Origin of the sequence: Pedobacter sp. (assembly GCF_039594775.1) — a bacterium.
GTDB lineage: Bacteria > Bacteroidota > Bacteroidia > Sphingobacteriales > Sphingobacteriaceae > Pedobacter.
The window spans coordinates 407,686-430,517 of the sequence record NZ_JBCNMT010000003.1 but is presented as its reverse complement, the minus strand read 5'-3'; the positions used below and the strand labels follow the sequence as shown (position 1 = coordinate 430,517).

General features: G+C 39.9%; 14 protein-coding genes. 13 read left to right on the top strand and 1 reads right to left on the bottom strand.

What is annotated here, in order from left to right:
• Positions 1 to 10: 10 nt before the first annotated feature.
• Positions 11 to 880, bottom strand: a complete 870-nt coding sequence (locus ABDV71_RS11335) for an AraC family transcriptional regulator (protein ID WP_343532592.1) — start codon at positions 878 to 880, stop codon at positions 11 to 13.
• Positions 881 to 1,152: 272 nt separating this feature from the next.
• Between ABDV71_RS11335 and ABDV71_RS11330 the strand changes: the two genes are divergently transcribed.
• From ABDV71_RS11330 to nagA, 13 genes are all read left to right on the top strand, one after another.
• Positions 1,153 to 2,775, top strand: a complete 1,623-nt coding sequence (locus ABDV71_RS11330; protein ID WP_343532591.1) for a fucose isomerase — start codon at positions 1,153 to 1,155, stop codon at positions 2,773 to 2,775.
• 2 nt (positions 2,776 to 2,777) lie between these two features.
• The gene (locus ABDV71_RS11325; RefSeq protein ID WP_343532590.1) at positions 2,778 to 4,409 is read left to right on the top strand and encodes a ribulokinase; all 1,632 of its coding nucleotides are present in this window, start codon (positions 2,778 to 2,780) and stop codon (positions 4,407 to 4,409) included.
• A gap of 171 nt (positions 4,410 to 4,580) precedes the next feature.
• Positions 4,581 to 5,642: a LacI family DNA-binding transcriptional regulator gene (locus ABDV71_RS11320; protein ID WP_343532589.1), complete on the top strand. Its 1,062-nt coding sequence runs from the start codon at positions 4,581 to 4,583 to the stop codon at positions 5,640 to 5,642.
• A gap of 505 nt (positions 5,643 to 6,147) precedes the next feature.
• Positions 6,148 to 9,279 carry a TonB-dependent receptor gene (locus tag ABDV71_RS11315; protein ID WP_343532588.1) on the top strand — a complete coding sequence of 1,044 codons (3,132 nt, stop codon included), beginning with the start codon at positions 6,148 to 6,150 and terminating at the stop codon, positions 9,277 to 9,279.
• 4 nt (positions 9,280 to 9,283) lie between these two features.
• On the top strand, positions 9,284 to 10,708 hold the full coding sequence (locus ABDV71_RS11310) for a RagB/SusD family nutrient uptake outer membrane protein (RefSeq protein ID WP_343532587.1): 1,425 nt from the start codon (positions 9,284 to 9,286) through the stop codon (positions 10,706 to 10,708).
• Between the two features lie 14 nt (positions 10,709 to 10,722).
• Positions 10,723 to 12,216, top strand: a complete 1,494-nt coding sequence (locus ABDV71_RS11305; RefSeq protein ID WP_343532585.1) for a DNRLRE domain-containing protein — start codon at positions 10,723 to 10,725, stop codon at positions 12,214 to 12,216.
• Position 12,217: 1 nt separating this feature from the next.
• Positions 12,218 to 13,768 carry a right-handed parallel beta-helix repeat-containing protein gene (locus tag ABDV71_RS11300; RefSeq protein ID WP_343532583.1) on the top strand — a complete coding sequence of 517 codons (1,551 nt, stop codon included), beginning with the start codon at positions 12,218 to 12,220 and terminating at the stop codon, positions 13,766 to 13,768.
• 25 nt (positions 13,769 to 13,793) lie between these two features.
• A complete protein-coding gene (locus ABDV71_RS11295) occupies positions 13,794 to 14,711 on the top strand; it encodes a hypothetical protein (protein ID WP_343532581.1) in 918 nt (305 codons plus the stop codon).
• A 10-nt stretch (positions 14,712 to 14,721) separates the two neighbouring features.
• Positions 14,722 to 16,167: a T9SS type A sorting domain-containing protein gene (locus ABDV71_RS11290; protein WP_343532579.1), complete on the top strand. Its 1,446-nt coding sequence runs from the start codon at positions 14,722 to 14,724 to the stop codon at positions 16,165 to 16,167.
• A 7-nt stretch (positions 16,168 to 16,174) separates the two neighbouring features.
• Positions 16,175 to 17,722 carry a family 20 glycosylhydrolase gene (locus ABDV71_RS11285; protein WP_343532577.1) on the top strand — a complete coding sequence of 516 codons (1,548 nt, stop codon included), beginning with the start codon at positions 16,175 to 16,177 and terminating at the stop codon, positions 17,720 to 17,722.
• 1 nt (position 17,723) lies between these two features.
• Positions 17,724 to 20,294 (top strand): family 20 glycosylhydrolase, encoded by a 2,571-nt coding sequence (locus ABDV71_RS11280; RefSeq protein ID WP_343532575.1) that lies wholly within the window; start codon positions 17,724 to 17,726, stop codon positions 20,292 to 20,294.
• Positions 20,281 to 21,615 carry a sugar MFS transporter gene (locus ABDV71_RS11275; RefSeq protein ID WP_343532573.1) on the top strand — a complete coding sequence of 445 codons (1,335 nt, stop codon included), beginning with the start codon at positions 20,281 to 20,283 and terminating at the stop codon, positions 21,613 to 21,615. Before ABDV71_RS11280 ends, ABDV71_RS11275 begins: the two co-directional genes overlap by 14 nt.
• Positions 21,612 to 22,811 (top strand): N-acetylglucosamine-6-phosphate deacetylase, encoded by a 1,200-nt coding sequence (nagA, locus tag ABDV71_RS11270; protein ID WP_343532571.1) that lies wholly within the window; start codon positions 21,612 to 21,614, stop codon positions 22,809 to 22,811. Before ABDV71_RS11275 ends, nagA begins: the two co-directional genes overlap by 4 nt.
• Positions 22,812 to 22,832: the final 21 nt, after the last annotated feature.

The following is a 22,832-nucleotide window of genomic DNA, read 5'->3' as shown; positions in this document are numbered from 1 at the left end:
TATATATAACTTATTCGGCCAAATACTTTCTCTTGTATTCCAACGGTGTTATACCCGCAACCTTCTTAAAATGCCGATAAAAATTGGACACGTTGTTGAATCCACATTGGTAGCAGATCATATTGGTGGGATGCTTATCTTCAATAAGCAACCTGCAGGCGTGACTTACCCTAATTTCAATTAAAAAATCATAATAGGTCTTTTTAGTCATCTGCTTAAAATAGCGGCAAAAAGAAGTGACGCTTAAATTACTGATCGAAGCCACCTCCTGCAAGCTAATTTCTTTTTTAAAGTTGGTGAGTGTATAATTATAAACCTTATTCAACCTGATCACATCCGATTCGTCAGATTGGTATTGTACATTGCCTGGATTAAGCACAGTATAGTCATCAGCCTCGGCTAGGGTTTTCAAAATAGATAAGAGTACAATCAATCTGTCTAAATTTTGCGCATCCTTTGCTTGCAACATCAATTGTGCTAGTTTATCTCTATGCTCGCCTTTCAGTAGCATACCCTTTTTAGCTTTTTCAAAAAGCTTAGGAATCAGATAGGCTTCTGGTAGGTTCAGAATATCCTTTCCAAGGCAATCGGGCAGAAAATGAATAACAATGGCCTCTACCTCGTGACTGGGATTACTTTGGAAATATTCATCACTACAACGCCAGGTATGTGGCAAATTATCGCCCAAAAGAATAATCTCTCCTGAGGAAAAGTTGCTGATGTTATTGCCGATAAATCTTACTCCTTCACCTCTGATCACATAATGTAGTTCCAGCTCTGGATGGTAATGCCATATCTTGCCAAAATTTTCCTGAATATCGTGCCTAATGCTAAAAGAATTTTGAAGGCTAACAGGCACTTTATGAAAGTGTGGTTTCATGGTACTCGCTTATATCTGGTTGTAATTATTCCTTAATTATAGCTAAATAATTTCGAATATTGCCAAATTGAATAGTTATTATGATAATATCCTACAATAAATAGCTAATAATCCGCAAGAAATACTTTGCCCCAAAGGGCATCTTTGTAAAGTAACATTGTTACGGCCAAATATAGAGTTGAAAGGGGTATCCCATTGTCGGCATTAAATAAACCAAAGCCACAATCACACTATCTGGCCTTTTTAAATAGCAACCAAAACATTATTAGCAAATGAATAAAGAGATATTTTTAGTAGCCAGTGGCGATTTAAGAATTGCAGCTAATCAAAATTGCTGGGCAACACAAGACCAAATGGAAAAGGCGCTAGCCGCCGTTCTTGAGAAATTTGGTTATAGCATTAAAAGGGCACATGCCTACGATCCTGAAAAAAAACATGGTTTTATCGATTCGCAACGTATGGGCATTGAGGTATTCAAAAACATTGATAAGGATGCACCGCTAATTGTAGCCGAAAGTGTTTGGCAGTATAGTCATCACGTATTAGCAGGGTTAACCACGCATCGAGGGCCAATTTTAACTTTGGCCAACTTTAGTGGACAATGGCCAGGTTTGGTAGGTCTGCTTAATTTAAACGGTTCTTTAACCAAGGCGAATGTAAAGTATAGCAGTTTATGGAGCGTTAATTTTGATGATGAGTTTTTTCTAAATGGAATTAAAAGCTGGCTGACAAATGGCGAGATTCAACATCCAGAAACACATGTGAAATCATTTGCTTCAGTTAAAATTCCTGCCGAAGACGAAAAGCTTGGACGTGACTTTGCTGCAAAATTAAAAGAAGACAAAGCCATTATGGGCGTTTTTGATGAAGGCTGTATGGGTATGTTCAATGCCATTGTACCTGATGATCTTTTGCATGCTACTGGAATTTTCAAAGAACGATTAAGCCAATCGACCCTTTACGCGAAAATGCTTACAGTAAGTGATAGCGATGCAGAAAATGTATTGAGCTGGTTACTAAATAAGGGGATGAAATTTGACTGGGGAACTGATGATGCTACTGAATTGACCAAAGCCCAAACCCTTACTCAATGCAAAATGTACATTGCCGCCTTACGTTTGGCAGATGAATTTGGTTGCGACACCATCGGTATCCAATACCAACAAGGTTTAAAGGACCTGGTTCCTGCTAGCGATTTGGTAGAAGGCTTATTGAACAACCAAGACCGTCCGCCGGTTTTTGATGAAAATGGAAAAGAATTATACGCCGGCGAAGCGTTACCACATTTTAATGAGGTTGACGAATGTGCCGGAATAGATGGTTTGCTAACCTATAGATTATGGCAAAAACTAGGTATGCCAGGAGAAAATACCCTGCATGACCTACGCTGGGGTGAAGATTTTAAAAGCGACAAGGTGGATGAATTTGTTTGGGTATTTGAAATTTCGGGTGCTGCGCCACCAGCACACCATATTGGAGGTTATGCAGGATCAGACAGTATCCGTCAGCCCGCTATGTTCTTTAAATTTGGTGGTGGTTCATTAAGAGGAGTGGCCAAACCAGGTAATTTGGTTTGGAGTCGTATTTATGTCATCAATAACGAATTACATTGTGATTTAGGCGTTGGAAAAGCGGTTGAATTACCAAAACAAGAGACAGAAAGAAGATGGAATGAAACCAACTACCAGTGGCCAATGATGCATGCCACTTTGGATGGAGTAACCCGCGACCAAATGATGGCCCGTCACAAAGCCAACCATATCCAAGTGGTTTATGCTACAAATGAGGCTGCGGCACACAAAGCATGCAGAATTAAAGCTGCGGCTTTAGAAGAACTGGGTATTAAAACGCATTTCTGTGGAAAGGTAGACGTAAACGGCACCAAATTTAATTAAGGATGGACAAAAAATATGTCATTGGCTTAGATTACGGAACGGACTCGGTGCGAGCTTTATTGGTTGATGCCGAAAATGGCGCCGAGATAGCTTGTTCCGTAAGCCTATACAAAAGATGGGCAGAAGGCAAGTATTGCAATCCGGAACAATCGCAATTTAGGCAGCATCCCCTTGATTATATTGAAGGGATGGAAGAAAGTATTAAGGATGTTGTAGTACAAGTAGGGCCCTTGATAGCCGCCAATGTTGTGGCCATTACCATTGACACCACGGGTTCAACACCCGGGGCAGTAGATGAAAGGGGTACGCCTTTAGCCTTATTGCCCGGTTTTGAAGAAGACCCAGATGCCATGTTTGTGCTTTGGAAAGACCATACGGCTCTAAAAGAAGCGGATGATATTAATGAGCTAGCTAAAAAGTGGAACATTGATTATACTAAATATTCCGGTGGACTGTATTCTTCCGAATGGTTTTGGTCTAAAATATTACATATCACCAAAAAAGGTGGCAAAGTGGCTCAAAAAGCCTTTTCGTGGATGGAGCATTGCGATTGGATGCCTGCTTTTTTAACTGGCAATAACAATGTGCTCACCGTAAAACGTAGCCGTTGTGCCGCCGGACATAAAGCCATGTGGCATAAAGAATTTAACGGTTTGCCCAGTAAAGAGTTTTTAGGAACCTTACATCCGGATCTGGCTGCACTTAGAGATAGGCTGTATAGTGATACCTATACTACCGACGAAGTGATAGGTCATTTATCTGCTGAATGGGCACTCAAATTAGGTTTGCCCCAAAGTGTAAAGGTAGGTGTAGGCGCTATCGATGCACATTTAGGTGCTGTAGGAACAGGAATTGAAGCTTATAGTTTGGTTAAGGTAATGGGTACTTCTACCTGCGATATGGTAGTGGTTCCTAACCAGGAGTTTACCGGATTAGTGAACGGAATTTGCGGACAGGTAGATGGTTCTATCCTCCCTGATATGTTGGGAATGGAAGCCGGGCAATCTGCTTTTGGCGATGTATATAGCTGGTTTAGGCAAATATTAGAATTTCCAATGAAGGAAATTTTAGCTGATACCCTTAGCAAAGACCAACTAAAGGCTGCAAGCGATGCTATTTTGCCTAAACTAGCCGAAAAGGCAGCACAAATTCCAGTCACAGAAAATGACTTGATTGCACTGGATTGGATCAACGGTCGTAGAACGCCCGATGTTGACTTGACCAAAAAAGGAGTAATTGCTGGCATTACGCTTGGAACCAGTGCACCACACATCTTTAAAGCATTGGTTGAAGCCACAGCTTTTGGTTCTAAGGCCATTATGGACCGTTTCATAGCACAGGGCGTTGCCATTAACCAAGTCATTGCTTTGGGAGGTATCTCTAAGAAATCAGCTTATGTAATGCAAACCCTCGCCAACATCTTAAATGTACCCATTAAAGTAGCAACCAGTGAGCAGGCTTGTGCCTTAGGTTCGGCCATGTTTGCAGCCGTAATAGGTGGCGTACACCAAAATATTGCCGAAGCACAACAAGCCATGAGCTCCGGTTACGATGCCGAGTATTTGCCACAGGCAGAGAAGGCGTCAGTTTATGAGAAATTGTATCAGCGTTACCTTACGTTGGGCAATCAATAGTGGTTAAATAATAGTAAGAGGATTTTAAAGCCCATCTATCATTAGAGTATGGTGAATAAGGCTTACGAGGCGCTCAAAACTTCGTAAGCCCTTCCTCTTTACATTTAAGTACTTTCCTGAAATTTGATAGATTCTAGATACTTCAAATAAACTTTTATTAGTTTTGTTACAATGGAAAAGAAGAATTCAGGAACTGTAGGCGTTAAAGAAATTGCCCGATTGGCCAATGTTTCTATTGGAACCGTAGATAGAGTATTGAACAATAGGGTAGGTGTTTCCGAAAAAACCAAAGCCAAAATCCTGAAGATCATTGAAGAACTGAATTACCAGCCCAATATCTTTGCTAGACGACTTGCCTCTAAGAAAAAACTGAGATTTGCCACCCTAATTCCTCAAGTATCGGAAGAAACTACTTATTGGGAAGCGCCTTTGCAGGGGATTAAACAAGCCGCCAATGAAATTAAGGATTTTGGAATTGAAGTGATCACTTTTTTTTTCGACCAAAACAATAAGGAAAGTTTTAAAACCAGTGCTTCTAAAATAGCTAGTGGAGAATTTGACGGCGTATTAATGGCGCCAATGTTCGAGGAAGAAAGTACTGCTTTTATTGAGCAATGTAATCATCAAAAAATCCCTTTGGTGTTCATCAACTCTGATATTCCTGGGTTTAACAACTTGTGTTACATTGGACCGAATCTATATCAGAGCGGTTATTTGTCGGCACATATTGTGAATTACCTTTCACCTAGTACTAAAAAAACATTGATTGTAAATATTTCTAAAGAAATAGATTTACATCACCACTTGTTACGAAAAGAGGAAGGTTTTAGGAATTACTTTGAGCAAAATGGCCATAGCAATGAGCTTACAAAAATAGATATCCAGCAAACCGATTATCCACATATCAAACAGAAGCTTGCAGATCAGTTAAAGAAAGATCGTTACGACGTTGTTTTTGTAACCAATTCAAGGGTGGCCACCGTAGCCAGATATTTCGATGAAAATAAGATAGAGGGCATTAAATTGATTGGTTACGATTTCCTTGAAGACAACATTCACTATCTCAAAAACAAAACCATCGACTTTTTAATTTGTCAAAAACCACAGGAACAAGGCTACAAAGGGGTAATGAGCTTGTATGATCACCTAGTGCTAAATGCCAATATCGAAAAAGAGCAATTTATGCCAATAGATATCATTACCAGAGAGAATTTTCAATACTACAGCAACTAATATTCACCATTTTCCTACCTTATTTGAATCAAAAAAATTAGCAAAAATTTGGAAGTAGAATAATAATTACTATTTTCGTGTACGTTACCGTTAACCAGATATAACTGTACTCCCAATTTTGTATGTACAACAGGCAGTGCCTAATTGTATAATTTAAAGATGAATATTAACCGCCGATTGATGATATTCTTGGATTTGTAATAATCGTTCCCGATAGGGGTAATGATGAGTGCTTTTCTATGATTGATCTGCAATGCGAAGCTGAACTGATGAAAGATAAAAGTCTAGATTTCTGTAAGAAGATACCAGTAGATGCCGGGGCATGCCATCTTCAAAGCTTTTTTAATGAATTGATGATGTTAAAAACCGTTCAAATATTTTATTTTCATTTTTCGTGTACGTTAACGAAAAAATTTCTTTGGCTGTTGAAGCTTTTTCGACGTTTTCAGTCTATAACTACAATGTGCCCTAGTCCGTTTAGTTTACCTTTAACCCTAACAACCTAATGTCTATTATAAAACTATTTAAAAAGAATATGCGAATAAAATTCTATCAACAGTTGCTCTTTGCCGTGTTCCTGATTTTCGCAATGCAAAATGTTGCGTTTGCTCAGGTAAACGGTACCAAGACCATCTCTGGTACTGTAAAGCACGAAACCACTGGCGATGCCTTACCAGGAATCACCATCTCATCTGTGAGTACTGGTAAAACGGTGATTACCGACAAGGAAGGTAAATTTAAAATACCTGTAAGTGGCAATAATCCAATACTTTTAGTCAAGTCAATTGGTTTCAAGGCCCAATCAGTAGCGGTAAAAGGCCGTGATAACTTACAAATAGCCTTACAGCCCGAAACAGTGAGCCTTAACGAGGTAAATATTACCGTAGGTTACGGTACCCAGAAAAAGAAAGAGGTAACTGGTGCGGTAGGCTCTGTATCTGCCGATCAGTTAGAAACCCATCCCTTAGGAGATATCAACACCAGTTTGCAGGGTAAAATTGCAGGTTTGCAGATCACTTCAAATTCCGGAGAACCAGGCGCAGGTGCTACAGTTAGAATTAGAGGTGCTTCATCGGTAAACGGTAGCAGTCAACCTTTATATATTGTTGACGGTGTGCCGATCAACACCGAAACTTACGCCGGCGGCTTAAATGACGATGGTTCTACCTTCAGTCCTTTGGCGGATATTAATCCGGCCGACATCGAATCCATCGATTTCCTAAAAGATGGTACGGCTTCTATTTACGGTTCCAGGGCCTCAAACGGGGTAATTTTAATTACTACAAAGTCTGGTAAGAACTCCAGGAAACCTACTTTGAGATTTTCGGCCAATACCAGTTTAGCAGAATTAACCAGAACGGTAGGGGTATTAAATGCTCCCCAATGGCGTAGTGCTTATATCGATGCCATTTATAACAGTACGGGTCAAATGACCACCAAGCCGTCGGTAATCGACTCGTTGCACCCTTATTATTCTAAGTCGATAGATTGGCATGAAATCATGTACAGACAAGCACTTCAACAAAAGTATGATGTAAGTGTAAGCGGTGGTTCGTCAGATAACTCCATCAATTATTATTTAAGTGCTGGTTACAAGAACCTCAATCCAATTGTTAAAGAAACTGATTACGAGCAAGCTACAGCAACTGCAAAGGTTTACTATACCTTTAACAAAACCATTTCGGGAAGCTCATCTTTTAACCTATCCAATACAGATTATACCAGAATTTTAACTGGTTTAAGTGGACAAAGTGTGGTGTTTCAGGCACTGAGTACCATGCCTGTTTACAACCCTTACGATCCAATTTCTGGACAATTGATTCCACTATTTGAAGGCAGTAAACCAAACCCTTTGGCTATTGCGCAATTGGCAGCCAACAGGATCAAGCGTTTCAGAATGTTCGGTAACCAAGAGTTTAAGGTTTGGATAGCTAAAAATCTAAGATTTAGCACCAATCTGGGTTTTGATTATGAAAATAGCGATCTATCTAATTTCACTCCAACAAGTTTGCTTCCACAAGGTCAACTAAGTAGTTCTTATTTACAGACTACTAAGGCATCTTCCTTCATTAATGAGAATACCTTAACCTATAAATTAACCTTAAAAAACGACCATACTTTTAACTTCTTATTAGGACAATCCTATCAGAAGTTTAACAGAGATAACCTTGACTTAGTAGGTAGAGGATTACCCGATGCACAATTGACCAACGTGGGTGCAGCTTCGGTATTATCTACCTATGTGCAGAATATCTCGCAAAATGCGCTACTTTCTTTCTTTGCAAGAGCCAATTACGATTATAAAGGCAAATACTTGTTTTCTGCGTTAATTAGAAGAGATGGTTCATCGCGTTTTGGTTCTGATAACAGGTTTGGTTACTTTCCAGCAGTCTCGGCAGGTTGGAGATTTAGTGAAGAGCCTTATTTCAAGAAATTCCAGTTCTTGGACGAAGGTAAGTTACGTGCCAGTTTTGGGGTTACCGGAAATCAATCTATTGGTAACTACGCAGGGCAAGGTGGCTATATCAATAATGGTTCTTACTTAGGTCAAAATGCAGTGATTTTATCAGGTATTCCAAATCCATCTTTAAAATGGGAATCAACACAACATAGCAATTTAGGTTTGGAACTCTCTTTCTTTAAAAACAGATTGAATTTTGTGGGCGATGTTTATTTGAAAAAAACGAAAGACCTATTGTTTGATGTAACTGTTCCAGGAACTACGGGCGTAACTACCGTACCAGGTAATTTTGGTTCGTTACAGAACAAAGGATTCGAAGCTACGTTGACCAGTGTGAACATTGTAGCACCATTTAAATGGTCTTCTACTTTTACTTTCGCATACAATCGCAACAAAATCCTTTCATTGCCAGATGGACAAGATTATCGACCAAATTTATTTAATATGGCTAGGGTAGGCCAACCAGTGGGCGTTTTCTACGGATTGAAAAAATTAGGTGTGTATGCGAGGGACGAGGATAATGTTTACAAAAGAGATGAAAATACAGGCGTTGTGATTCCTTACCGACAAGGATCTGCAAATGGCAAGGTGTATAAAGGTGGCGATATGATTTGGCAAGACCTTAATGGCGATGGCATTATCAACGACGACGACTTACAGATCATTGGCGATCCTAATCCTGATTTTACAGGTGGTTTGTTCAACGAATTCAGCTATAAGAATTTCAGTCTTAGCTTCTTATTTACTTACAGCTTTGGTGCAGATGTTTTTAACGAACTAAAAAGAAGTCTTGATTCTTCGCCAATAGATCAGAATTTTTCAACAGACCAGTTGAGAAGATGGAGAACGCAAGGAGATGTGACCGATATTCCTCGATTGGTAAAAACCGATCCAATGTTAAATTATGCCGTTTCAGATCATTTTGTAGAAGATGCTTCGTTTATCAGATTGCAAAATATTGCTTTGAGCTACAAATTGCCTAAAAACTTATTATCAAAAGTGAGAGTGTCGGGTGCAAGTGTCGGTTTTAGCATTTCCAACCTGTTTACATTGGGTTCATACTCTGGTTATGATCCTGAGGTGAGCTCGTCTACCAACTCACTTGCTGGTGGAGTAGATCGCGGCGCATTCCCAAGAACAAGATCTTATAACTTTTCTCTAAACATTAATTTATAGTGCTATGAAGAATCAAAAAACACTATTTACATATATGCTATTGCTGATTTTGGGACTTAGCGCTTGTAAAAAGGCTTTGGAGCTTAATCCCATTACAGAATATGCAGACGCAAATTTTTGGAAAGAAACATCACAGGCCACTGCCGCATTAAATGGTGCTTACACCTTATTGCAGGCTGCCATGGGGCCAGAAGGAGTTTTTTATGGCGAAGCTAGGGCAGATAATGTAGCTCAAAACTTAACCTCATTAAATACCGAGTCGTTAAACTTACTTACCAATAATGTAAACCCGAGTTTAAGGATCACCAACTGGAGCCAGTTGTATGCGGTGGTGAACCAAACCAACCTTATTATTAAAAATGTGAGGTTAATGAGTCAAAAAGGCCTTTACGCAAATAAAACAACCGACTATAACCAAGCTTTAGGCCAAGCCTACGCACTAAGGGCACTTTGTTATTTTAACATGACCAGAATTTGGGGTGAACTGCCTGTTGTGACCCAGCCATTAAAAGATGCGACCGAAAATTACTACGTAGAAAGATCAGATACTGCTAAAGTTTATAACCGTATAGAATTGGATTTGGATAGCGCGGCAGCTTTATTGCCTACCAGTTATTCGCCGTCGCAAACTACAAAAGCTCTGTTGACCGCTGGTGCCGTGAATGCAATTTATACAGATTTATACATGTGGCGTCATCAATACGAGAAAGCATTAACTGCGTCTCAACGGATCATTAGCAATACTTCCAATTACTCGTTGACATCGTTAACAGATGCTACGGCATTGGAAAATACAACCTATGCCCGACAGTTCACCCATGGTTTTTCTACAGAAAGTATTTTTGAAATTGATTTCAATTTTGCAGAACGTGGCGCCAGGTCTTTCTACATCCAGGTATATGGCGATATAGGTTTCCAACCAGCATTTCAGGTCAGCGTGCCTTTAATGACTAAGTTTTCACCTAGCGATAAAAGAGCTACCATCAGCTATAACGAACGTAGGGATATCACCAAGTTTTTTGATAAAACCAACTTTGTGAGAAGCACTATGGATGATAAGAACATCATCATGTACCGTCTTTCTGACATCCTATTGCTACGTGCAGAGGCTTTAAACCAGCTAAACAGACCTGCAGATGCTATTGCCATTGTCAACCAAATGAAGGTGAGGGCAGGAGAAACCGCTTTGCAACCTAGCGATTATAACAACTTGAACAAAAGCCAAGTAGAGGATATCATTTTAAACGAACGTTCAAAAGAACTTTGTTTTGAAGGTAAGCGCTGGTTCGACTTAGTGAGAACCGGTAAGGCCATCAGCGTAATGCAGCCTATTAATGGTTTAAATAACGTAGACAACTATGTATGGCCAATTTTCTTGAACGAAATCAGATTAAACCCATTGTTGAAACAAAATTCATACTATCAATAAATAATCAACTTGTTATGAATAAAAAATTAATCATCATTAAATCTTTAGCTATTGCTTTAGCTTGCACTAGTTTAAGTTGTGGCAAGTTTGAGTTCCTTAAAAACGAACAGCCGGAAGCGGTAGATGCAGGCACCAACTTAAAGGGAATGACCTTTGCTGATTTTCTTAATATAGATCATAGCTCAGACCTTACTAATTTAAACCTTTATGCTGAAGCGGTAAAGAAAGCTGGACTAGCGGAGTTTTTAAACCAGCCAGAAAACTATACCGTATTGTTTTTAACCAACCAGGCAGTGAACAATATGGTGAGCAGTTTAGGTTATACGAACCTTAACGACGTGCCAAGCATCGTATTGCGAAACATTCTTTCTGATCAGATTTTTAAAGGAAAGTTGCGTTCGTTTGATTTGGCCATTGGCGAAACCAAAAAGTTTGAAACCATTAACGGAAGCTCTATCTATTATACCAGAAGTGCCACTAGTTCAAACGAATATGTATTGACCGCTAATAATTCTACTGACTTAACCTCTCCTCCGGCAACCATTAGAAGCCAGAACCTGGAATTTAAGAATGGAATTGCACATGTGACCGATCAGTTTACCTTTTACAAATTGAGAGATGCTGTGCCTGATGCTCCTTCGGGCTCAGTGGGTGCGCAAACCGACATTATTAATGTAACCAAGGATCTTTTTATCCAGAACGGTACGGCCAACAGAAATAAAAACTTCAATAATGCTACCAGCATTGATATGAAAAATTCGAACGGTAAAGATGTTTCTGTGGATAGAATGGGGTTGTTTCAATTCCCTTTGACTACGCCTAGTTTTGGGAACAAGATTGGATTAGCTAAAATCAATTTCTATGTATATTTCACTGGCTTAGCGTCTTCATTAACGGCCTACGCTGGCGCTGATACCAATTTTGACGAAACGACCGTAACTTGGACAACTGCACCTACCTACGACCGCGTGAGTTTAGCCAATGTGTCGTTAGCTGCTGGGCAAACAGGATGGGTCACTATGGATGTAACCTCTTTGGTAAGTCAACTTTATGGTAGCAACAAAACTTTCCTCAACATTTTGATGAACCACAACAACGATAACTTTGTGAAAGTTTATCCTAGAGAATTCGATTCAGGGAAATATAAAGCCTATTTAAGTATTTCTAGTCCACCGGCAACCATTTTAACATTTGGCAATGCAGCACCACTTAATGTATCTGCAAAAGACGGCTTTGCCAAACTGACCACCACGCAGTTAAAAATGAACGGGGCCGATGATAAGAACATCAGCTACATCATCAATAAAATACCTGCCAATGGTTATTTAGTGAAGTACGGTATTCCGTTGCCAGTAAATGCAAGCTTTTCACAAACTGATTTAGTAAACGGCTCCATCAAGTATTTGTATTCAGGTACCGGAAATGCTGATGAAATCATCGTAGAAGCTAAAGATAACAATGGTGGTTTCTATAATACACCACTTAAAATCACTGTAAACATCCAATAAAATGAAGGTCAAAACATTTACGCTCTTATTTCTTGGTATACAGTTTTCTGCGTTTGCATGTAAGAAAGCAAACGTGTCGGAAGTAGCAAATCCTAGAAAGGGAAGTACTTTTTATGTAGATGCTAAAAATGGTGACGATAGCAATAATGGAAAAACACCAGCTAAAGCATGGAAATCGCTACAAAAAGTAAATGGCTATCAATTTATGGCCGGCGATTCGTTGCTTTTTAAAGCCGGTGACCGTTGGGCAGGACAGTTGACGCCTAAGGGTTCTGGCGATGCTGCCAATCCAATTGTAGTTTCCATTTATAGCGGCACAAAAAAAGCATTGTTAGAAGGTGAAGGAAAAGTATCGGAAGTATTAAAGTTGGAAGATGTAGACTATTGGGAAGTTAACCATTTGGAAATTACCAACAATGCCACCACCATAGGAAGCAGATTGGGCATATTGGTGAAAGATAATGGTGCTTCGAGAAAGCATATCCACCTTAAAAACCTTTATATTCATGATGTGATGGGCGATTATTCTTTCGAAATGAAAGGAAAGAATACAGGTGGAATTGGCATTATTGGTACTGCCGAAAGTAAGTTCGATGACCTCCTGATTGAAGATTGCGAAATTGCTAACGTAGTGCGCTTAGGTATCTTCACCAATTTAACGGATGGCAAAAAAGCTGTTAAAGGCAAAAGACCTATCACTAATTTGGTCATCAGAAGAAACAAAATCCATCATTGTGCAGGTGATGGGGTAATTGTGAGATATACTTACAAAGCTTTAGTTGAACATAACGAAGTTTGGGAAACACACAACGCCGACGAAGAACTAGTAAGGTATGGAGTGGCCTTATGGTGCCGTAGTACAGATGAAACCATTTTCCAGTACAACGAAGTGTATAACACGAGAGGCGGTAAAGATGGACAGGCATTTGATGCCGATGAAGATGCCTACCGTACTGTGATCCAATATAATTATTCCCATGATAACGAAGGCGGTTTTGTGCTTATTACCAGTACTTCCGAAGATGCCATTATTAGGCACAACGTGAGTGTAAACGACGGTATTAAAGGTCTACACGTATTCGATTTTCCGGTTTGGGCAAACCATGTGAGAGGAACCGCCATCGCCCATAACAATACCGTAGTGCTCAACAAAGCGCACGAAGCTGTAGTAATTGCCGATGAAGCTTTAACTACTTCCAAATTCTACAATAATATCTTCTATCACGAAGGACAAGGAGAACTGGTAGTTAAATCAAGTGGTCAAACCGCTGTTTTCAATAATAATGTGTACTTCGGTTACGAGAAATTTTATGTAAAAGATGACAAAGGAATTTTTACTGACCCACAATTGGTAAATCCGTTAAGCTATGGTAAAGGCTTTGCGGCAACCACTGGTTTTAAACTGAAAACAACTAGCCCAATTTTGAATAAAGCAATCGCTAAAAGCGAAATGGAAGGCAATTACTGGTTGCCAGATTTAGGTGCAAAGGACTTTTTTGGTACCACACTAAACTTAAGCAAGTTCACGCCAGGCGCTTATCAACAAAAATAAACAACCAACCAAAAACTAATCAACAATGAAGAAAAGACTACACATTACCACAGCATTGGCCATGCTTATAGGAATGGCCCACGCACAAAATAAAACTTGGGGCGAAGCAGGTGCTTTTGACAATAAAGGCACTATTTGGAGCTACAATTTAGGAAAAGGTACAGGCAGCGCAGAAGAAAAATTTAGTAGCGGAGAATCGCCTAAAACCTCTGTTTCGTCTACTGCAACCCCCGGATTTTTAGCCTATCCATCTTCTGGATTTGCTGCTGTAACTACAGGTGCCAATGCTGGTGGCGCCGTTAAAATAGAAGGCAAAGATGCAGCTGCTAAATTAGTATTGGAAGCCTCAAATAATGCCAGTGCGAATAAGTTTGCAGTATACGATATTTCCAAAGCCAGTCCCGTATCCAGCCTGTTTTTTAATATTTCCTTTAAAAGTGACAATGACCCAACTAATGGTGCCGTGGTTTTTGGTGTAGGTAATGCAAGGGGCAATAATATTTTTAAGAATACGTCCTCTCTTACTGGAGCAGATGCAACGGGTGTATTTGCAGGGTTACGTTGGGAATTTAGTACTAATAAAGCTGTTTTCTTTTCCTATCGTACCTTAAACAATGGTGCTTATGGATATAAACTAATCAATGCCAATAGTTTCACCAAAACTGGTGAGCACCAAGTAGAATTGTACATCAACAATGGCGCAACAGCGCAGAAATATACCAAACTAGGTAAAGCTTATGACTTGGCGCCGGCCACTTTAAACATTTGGGTTGACGGTAAGTTGATCACTACCGAAAGTGGTGCAGGTATTCCTGCAAGTGGCGAATTGGCACCAGAAGCACCTTTAAATAGTTTCTTGTTTCAAGGCTATCATAGCAAAGGTTCGGTGCCTAATGCGCTTACGCTCAGTTTAGGTAATATTCAAATGAGCGCTGCTAAATAGGGTTACAGTTATGAAAAAGAGATTTTCATTTATTGTCATTTTACTACTAGCGCAACTTTTTAAAGTTGATGCACAGGGCGTATGGCAAGGCGAAGGCAACCCGCCATTTAACTATGACTTTGGCAGCGGTACTGGAAATAGTGGCAGTACTTACAATGCAACGGGAACCGCAAAATCGTCGGTTGCTACAAGCACCACTCCGGGATTTTTAGCTTATCCAACAAGTGGTTACGCTAGGGTGTATACTGGGGCAAGCTCCTCAGGTGGTTTTACCGTTAATAGTTCACCGGCATCTGTAACGTTAACTGCGAGTAATTCTACATCTGCTCCCAACAAATTATCATTATATAATATTCAAGGGCTGAGTGAGGTCACCAGTACATTCTTCAAAATGTCTTTTGACAATACCACTGCAACCACCGGCGCCATTACTTATGCTTTTGGCAATAGCGCTGGCGCTACTGAAGGAAATAATATCTTTAATAATGGGGCCATTTTACAGGGAGGAAGTTTTCCTGGTATTTTCAACTATTTGAGATGGGATATGACGGCAACAACCATTACTTTCTCTTACCGTGGCACTGATGGTTCAGCCATAACTATCAATTCTTCTACGTTTAGTAAAAACGGCGGCGATTACGATATTGAAGTGTACGTCAACAACCATACTAATGCACGAGAATATGTAAGAGGGGCTACTACCTATACATTACCATCGGGTACTTTTAATATTTGGGTAAACGGTTCAAGAATTACAGGTGCTTCATCGTTAATCAACTTTCCACGCACTGGCGAGTTAGCTCTAGGCCAAGAATTAAATAGTATATTGATGCAAGGAGTGAGAAGTACAAGTGGAGCCCTGGCTACTGCCAGATTTGGCAATTTCGATATGAAGTTTATTCCTACAAGTACATTGCCTGTCAATTTTGTAGATTTTACAGCTACCAAAAAGACCAATAGTGCTTTCCTCAAATGGCAAACTTCCTCAGAGCAAGACAACGATTATTTCGAAGTATTGAGGAAAACGGCCAGTACTAACGGTTTTGAAACCATTGCTAAAGTTGCAGGCACAGCAACATCTGCGGCACTAAATGATTACACCTACACAGATTTTAATCCAGCAGTAGGCGACAACTATTACCAAATTAAACAAGTAGATAAAAATGGCGAAAGTAGGGTATTTGAAAAAGTTGCTTTGCTTAAATTTGATTTAAACAGTGACATCCAATTCTCTAAAACAGGTGATGCCATTCATATTTCCGCTATAGCCAATGTTGAAGGAGATGGAAATGTGCTCATTACCGACCTTTCGGGAAAGAAAGTATTGAACCAAAAAATCCGTTATCAAAAGCAGCTTAACAATTACAATTATAACCTAGCCAATATTCCTACAGGACTGTACGTTGCCCGTATTGTGATGGGAAGTCAAACCAAAAGTTTCAAATTTATTAAATAGTATTCAGGTGAAAAAAGGACATATTCTCAGTATCATTCTCATGCTCTTCGCAAGTTTGGTTTTAGCACAAGCTAATCCTAAAAACAATGACTTTTCGGTGAAAGGTTTTCATTTAGACCTTAGGATACAGGTGATGAAAATGCCCGCTTTAAAAGCTTTTGCCAAGAAGTTGAGCGAAAATGGCGTTAATACCCTGGTAATGGAGTGGGAAGCTACTTACCCATTCAAAAATCATCCGATGATTGCCAATAGGTTTGCCTATACCAGAGAAGAAGTGATTGATTTTGTGAATTACTGCAAAACCATCCATATTGATGTGATCCCATTACAACAGAGTTTTGGCCACGTAGAATATATCCTACGCAATTACCGATACAAAAATCAAAGAGAAGACCAAAAAGACTATTCGCAGGTAGATCCCCTACAGGAAGATTTAAACAAGGCGCTGTTTAAAGATTTGTACACCGATTTGATTTCTACGCACAGCTCAAATTACATCCACATTGGGGGTGATGAAACTTATTTGCTTGGACATTCAGAGAAGTCAAAAAAGAAAGCCCAGGAATTAGGCAAAGGCCGTTTATATGGCGACTATATCAAATTGCTTTGTGATTTAGTGGTAAGTTTGGGTAAAAGACCCGTGCTATGGGCTGATATTGCCATTAAATATCCAGATGCATTAAAGCTTTTACCTAAGCAAACCATTTTTATTGATTGGAATTATGGCTGGGATACCAATATGTTCGGAGACCATAGCAAGTTATTAGAAAGCGGTTTTGAGATATGGGGTTCGCCATCCATCAGAAGCCATCCAGATAATTATTTCCTAACGCAATGGGAAAAGCACTTTAAAAACATTAAAGATTTTATCCCAACAGCCAGAAACTTTGGCTACAAAGGAATGGTGATGACCTCGTGGTCTACCTCAGGATTATATTCGCCTGTGTTTGAAACGACAAGAGATATCGTTGATCTTTATGCCATTAGACGAGTATATCCAATTACTGGCTTTAACATGCTCATCGATGCTTATTTCGAAGCTTTAAAGACTAAGGAACCGTTAAACATTGCCCAATTTGCCAAAAATTACAGCCTTAAAACTTACGGATTTAATGAAGCACAAAGCAAGACCTTTTGGGAGGCGCTAACCAAAGCTCCCTATGAAGTTAACCAAGGGGTGGTAAGCAATAAAAATGTAAGTATCAATCAACTACTCGACAGTGCTAAACTTGCAGCAAAGCAATTTGATGAGCTAAAACCTTTAAAGAATAAAGAAGAATTTGAGCACTATCGCTTAATGGCTGATATAAGAGTGCAATACCTTACTTACATGGCTTTAGAGATTGAAGTGAATAGCGTAGACTTTAAGGAAAGTAGGGTGCCCGAAATCATTAAACAACTAAAACAATTAGACACTGCCCAGCTCGATAAAAGATTTATCGCTCTGAATAAATATGCTTTGTACGATGCAGAGCTAGATCAAGAAAACCAATTGAGAAATGCAAAAATTAAGCTCCTGATCCAACGATTGTCTAGAAGTAAAACGAATAATTAAGATGAAGTTCCTATATACCATATTGCTTAGCTTGGCTAGTACCATTGTGTTTGGACAAGTAAAAAAAGCGCAAGATTTAGATTTGGCTATTACTTGGCAGCCGCTAGAGAATAACTACCTGAAAGATGAACAGGGTCTATCTGTATTAGAAATCAAGAACGTAGGTAAAACGGCTTTGCCAAAAGCAGGATGGAAGTTATATTTCAATTTTATTAGGGTAATCACGCCAAAAACTGCTAATCAGCCGTTTGATGTTACCCATCTCAACGGCGACTTATCTTGTTTTACTCCTGGAAAGGACTTTGAAGGGCTTAAACCAGGAGAAAGCTTAACATATGAAATGCTTTCCAACTCCTGGATGGTGAATACTTCTGATTCGCCTCAGGGCTTCTATCTGGTTTGGGATAACAATAAGGAGATTGTACCCTTTAAACCAGTAGCTTTCGTAGCTCCCCCCGATCAAAAAAAGTTTTATAGAGTTGGTGGCGACAAGGAAACAACACCTGAAATGATTTTTCAGGCTAATCAACACATTGTTGATATCAATGAAAATAAACTAACTAAAGTATTTCCTACACCGGTAAGCTATATAGAAAATAACGAGTCATTAACTTTAAGCTCGAACCTAACCATTGGCTATGAAGTAGGTTTTGAAAACGAAGCCAATTTATTAGCAAATGACCTCTCTAAGTTGTTTGGAAAGAAAATAAATGCAAGTAAATTATCATCAGCCATTAAACCAACTATCAGTTTATTAAAAGATGCTTTGCCAAATGAAGCTTATTCGTTAAGCATTAATGAAAAAGGGGCGATCATCAAAGCAGGAAGTAATTCGGGTGTTTTTTATGGTATCCAGTCCCTAAAAACGATGATTGATCCAGCCGCATTTGCAACCGACAAGATTAAAACAATTGTTTTAGCTGGGGTAGAGGTGAAGGATAACCCTCGTTTTGGCTATCGTGGATTTATGCTAGACGTAGCCAGAAACTTTCAGCCAAAGGCGCAAATATTAAAGCTTTTGGATGTATTTGCACTATACAAAATCAACACCCTGCACTTTCACCTTAATGATGATGAAGGTTGGCGCTTAGAGATACCATCGTTGCCTGAACTCACTGGCGTGGGGGCTAAACGTGCGCATCTCGATGCTGAAGGAAGCCACTTGCAACCCGCCTATGGATCTGGACCTTATAGAGACAAGTTGCCAGGAAGCGGCTACTATAGCAAAGAAGACTTTAAGGAAATTTTGCGTTATGCTACAGCTAGGCACATTCGGGTAATTCCTGAAATAGAAACACCGGGTCATGCCAGAGCCGCCATTAAAGCTATGGATTATCGCTACAGAAACTTGTTGAAAAAAGGAAATAAGGCCGCGGCAGAACAGTATCTGCTCCATCATCTTGAAGATCAATCTGTATATCGCTCTGTACAAAAATGGAACGATAATGTGATAGATGTGGCCATGCCATCAGTGTATAACTTTTTAGAAGCCGTAACCGACGACATCATCACCATGTATAAAGAGGCCAATGCCCCTTTAGAAACCATCCATTTTGGTGGCGATGAAGTACCTAAAGGCGTTTGGGAGAAATCACCTGCGTTTAATGCCCTAAGGCAAAGCGATCATAATATTAAAACCACTGCAGACCTTTGGGATTACTACTTCGGCAAGGTAAATGCCATGTTGAAAAAGAAAGGTTTGTACCTGTCTGGATGGGAAGAAGTAGGCTTGAAGAAAGCCGTAGAAAACGGGAAATCCAAATGGTTGGTGAACGATAAATTTGCCAATCAAAATGTACATGTAAACGTATGGAACAACTTGCTAGGCAATGAGGATTTGGCTTATCGCTTGGCCAATGGCAATTATAAAGTTGTGATTTCTTTTGTAAGTACTTTCTATTTTGACATGGCTTACTATAAGAAATTTGAAGAGCCAGGTTTTTATTGGGGTGGTTTTACCGAACTCGACAAACCTTTTAGCTTTATTCCTTATAACTATCTCAAAAACCAACAGAAAAACTACTTGGGTAGGCAACTGAGTGAAAAGGTGCTGAACGAAGCGCAAAAGCTTACCGCTGTTGGTAAAAATAACACTGTTGGTTTACAAGGACAAATATGGTCTGAAACCATCAAAAACAAAGACCATTTAGAATACTTGCTCCTACCAAGATTATTGGCTTTGGCGGAGAGAGCTTGGTCAAAAAGTCCAGATTGGGCAGAAGAAACCGACGAAAGCAAAGCCAAAACACAATATGAACAATCACTTTACAGCTTTTACAACCAATTAGGCAAAAGAGAATTAAAGCGCTTGAACCATTATGCAGGCGGCTTTAGTTACCGTATTCCTGCACCAGGTTTAAAAGTAGAAGGTGGTAAGGTGTCGGCCAATGTACAATTGCCAGGTTTTACCATCAGATACACGACAGATGGCTCTATACCTACCCTCAATAGCCCACTGTATACGATGCCTGTAAATGCAAACAATCAGCTCATTTTTAGAACATTTAATCAGGCAGGTAGGGGTAGTGCAATTTCAAAAATAGATAAAGTAAACAACGATGGAGCAAAATAAAGCAGTACAGGTAAGCAGTTTATCCAAAAGGGATAGTGCCGTATCTATCGCCATTATAGGACTATTGTTCTTTATCTTTGGTTTTGTAACGTGGATCAATGCCATCCTCATCCCATTCTTTAAAATAGCCTGTGAGCTTAACCATTTCCAATCTTATTTAGTAGCCTTTGCCTTTTACATTGCCTATTTGGTCATGTCGCTACCGGCAGGCTACTTACTTAAAAAAGTAGGCTTCAAAAAGGGGATGATGTTTGGTTTTTGGGCCATGTGTATCGGTGCCTTATTATTTGTACCTGCGGGCTTAACCAGAACCTACGGCATTTTTCTTACAGGCTTATTTACTTTAGGTATAGGATTAGCCATTTTGCAAACCGCAGCCAATCCGTACATTACTATTTTGGGAGCGAAAGAAAGGGCCGCCCAACGTTTCAGCATCATGGGCATTTGCAATAAGTTAGCGGGCATCATTGCGCCTTTGCTGTTCTCAGCGGTAGTGTTACGTCCAACCGACAGTGCGCTGTTCAAGCAAATTGAACAAATGCAGGGCCTGGAAAAAGCCGAGGCTTTGGACGCACTCATCCAAAGGGTAGTGATGCCTTATGGCGTGGTAGCCGGGTTGCTATTGCTCTTGGGGTTTTTCGTGCGTTTCTCGCCATTGCCCGAAATAGATACCGACAGCGAATCAGAAGAAGTTTCAAATACCAATGTAGGTAAGAACAGCATACTAGATTTCCCTTATTTGGTATTAGGGGCATTTGCCATCTTTTTCCATGTAGGTTCACAAGTAATTGCGGTTGATAGTATTGTGAACTATGCCACCCATCACGGAATGGATTTTATGGAGGCCAAAACCTTTCCATCCTACACTTTAACGGCAACCATTATAGGTTACTTGTTGGGCATTACATTTATTCCCAAAATATTAACTCAGTTAAATGCTCTTAAAATTTGTACGCTGCTAGGGCTTACCTTAAGTTGTTGTATTCTGCTGTTTTCTAAGCAAATCACCTTATTTGGTCATCAAACTGATATTTCTGTTTGGTTCATTGTATTGTTAGGTTTCGCTAATTCCATGATATGGGCGGGTGTTTGGCCGTTAGCGCTCGATAACCTTGGTCGATTCATCAAAACTGGAGCTTCCTTGCTCATCATGGGCCTTTGCGGCAATGCAATTATGCCGCTTCTTTATGGCTATTGGGCAGATCAGCATGGACTAAGAGAAGCTTACTGGGTATTGATACCGTGTTATGTGTACCTCATTTTTTATGCTTTCTATGGTCACAAAATTAAAAACTGGACCACAAATAATAAGTTTTCATGAACAATTACATCAAAATATACAATGCCAATATCATTACCCCCTTTGGTTTACTGAAGGAGGGAACAATGATTATTGCCAACGGAAAGATAGCGGAGATCAGTGCTCAAAATATAGCAGTGGAGGGGGCATTGGAAATCAATGCCAAGGGCAATTACGTTGCTCCCGGCTTTATCGATATGCATGTACATGGTGGTGGCGGCCATGATTTTATGGACAATACATTAGATGCCTTTTTAACTATTGCCAGCACGCACGCTAAATACGGCACTACTGCTTTAATGCCTACTACGCTGAGCTGCGAAAAAGAAGACTTGCTTGCCACACTCCACATTTATGAGCAAGCGTTGGCCGTAAATACCAAAGGAGCAGATTTTGTAGGTATCCATATCGAGGGGCCTTATTTCGCCATGTCGCAAAAAGGTGCTCAAGATCCGCGCTACATCAGAAACCCTGATCCTACCGAGTATCAGGAAATACTGGCCGCCTCTAAACATATTAAACGTTGGAGTGCCGCACCTGAACTGCCCGGTACTTTGGAGTTTGGTCGGACCCTGCAGCAAAACGACGTTTTAGCTGCCATTGCCCATACCGACGCCGTTTATGAAGAGGTGGTGAAAGCTTATGAAGTAGGTTTTACACATGCTACACATTTCTACTCCTGTATGTCGGGTGTATCAAGGCGTAATGCCTTCCGCTATGCGGGAGCTATAGAAAGTGCCTATTTACTGGACGATATGACTGTAGAAATCATTGTTGATGGTGTGCATCTACCAGCACCGCTGTTAAAACTGATTTATAAAATTAAGGGCACCAACCATACCGCACTCATTACCGATGCCATGCGGGGAGCCGGTATGCCAGAAGGTAAAAGCATATTAGGCAGTTTAAAAGATGGCCTCGAAGTCATTATTGAAGATGGCGTAGCCAAGTTGCCAGATCGTACGGCATTTGCGGGCAGTGTGGCCACCGCAGATCGTTTAGTAAGGAACATGGTTCAACTGGCCGAAGTTCCTTTACTTGATGCCGTAAAAATGGCCAGTGCAACCCCAGCAAAAATCTTAAATATACAAGATAGAAAAGGAGAGTTGGTAAAAGGAAAAGATGCCGATATCGTCATTTTCGATGAAGATATTAATATCCAAACCACTATTGTAAAAGGAAATGTGGTGTATACCAAAGAGGAAGTAAAAAATTAAAGCCGATACAAAGGAAATTAG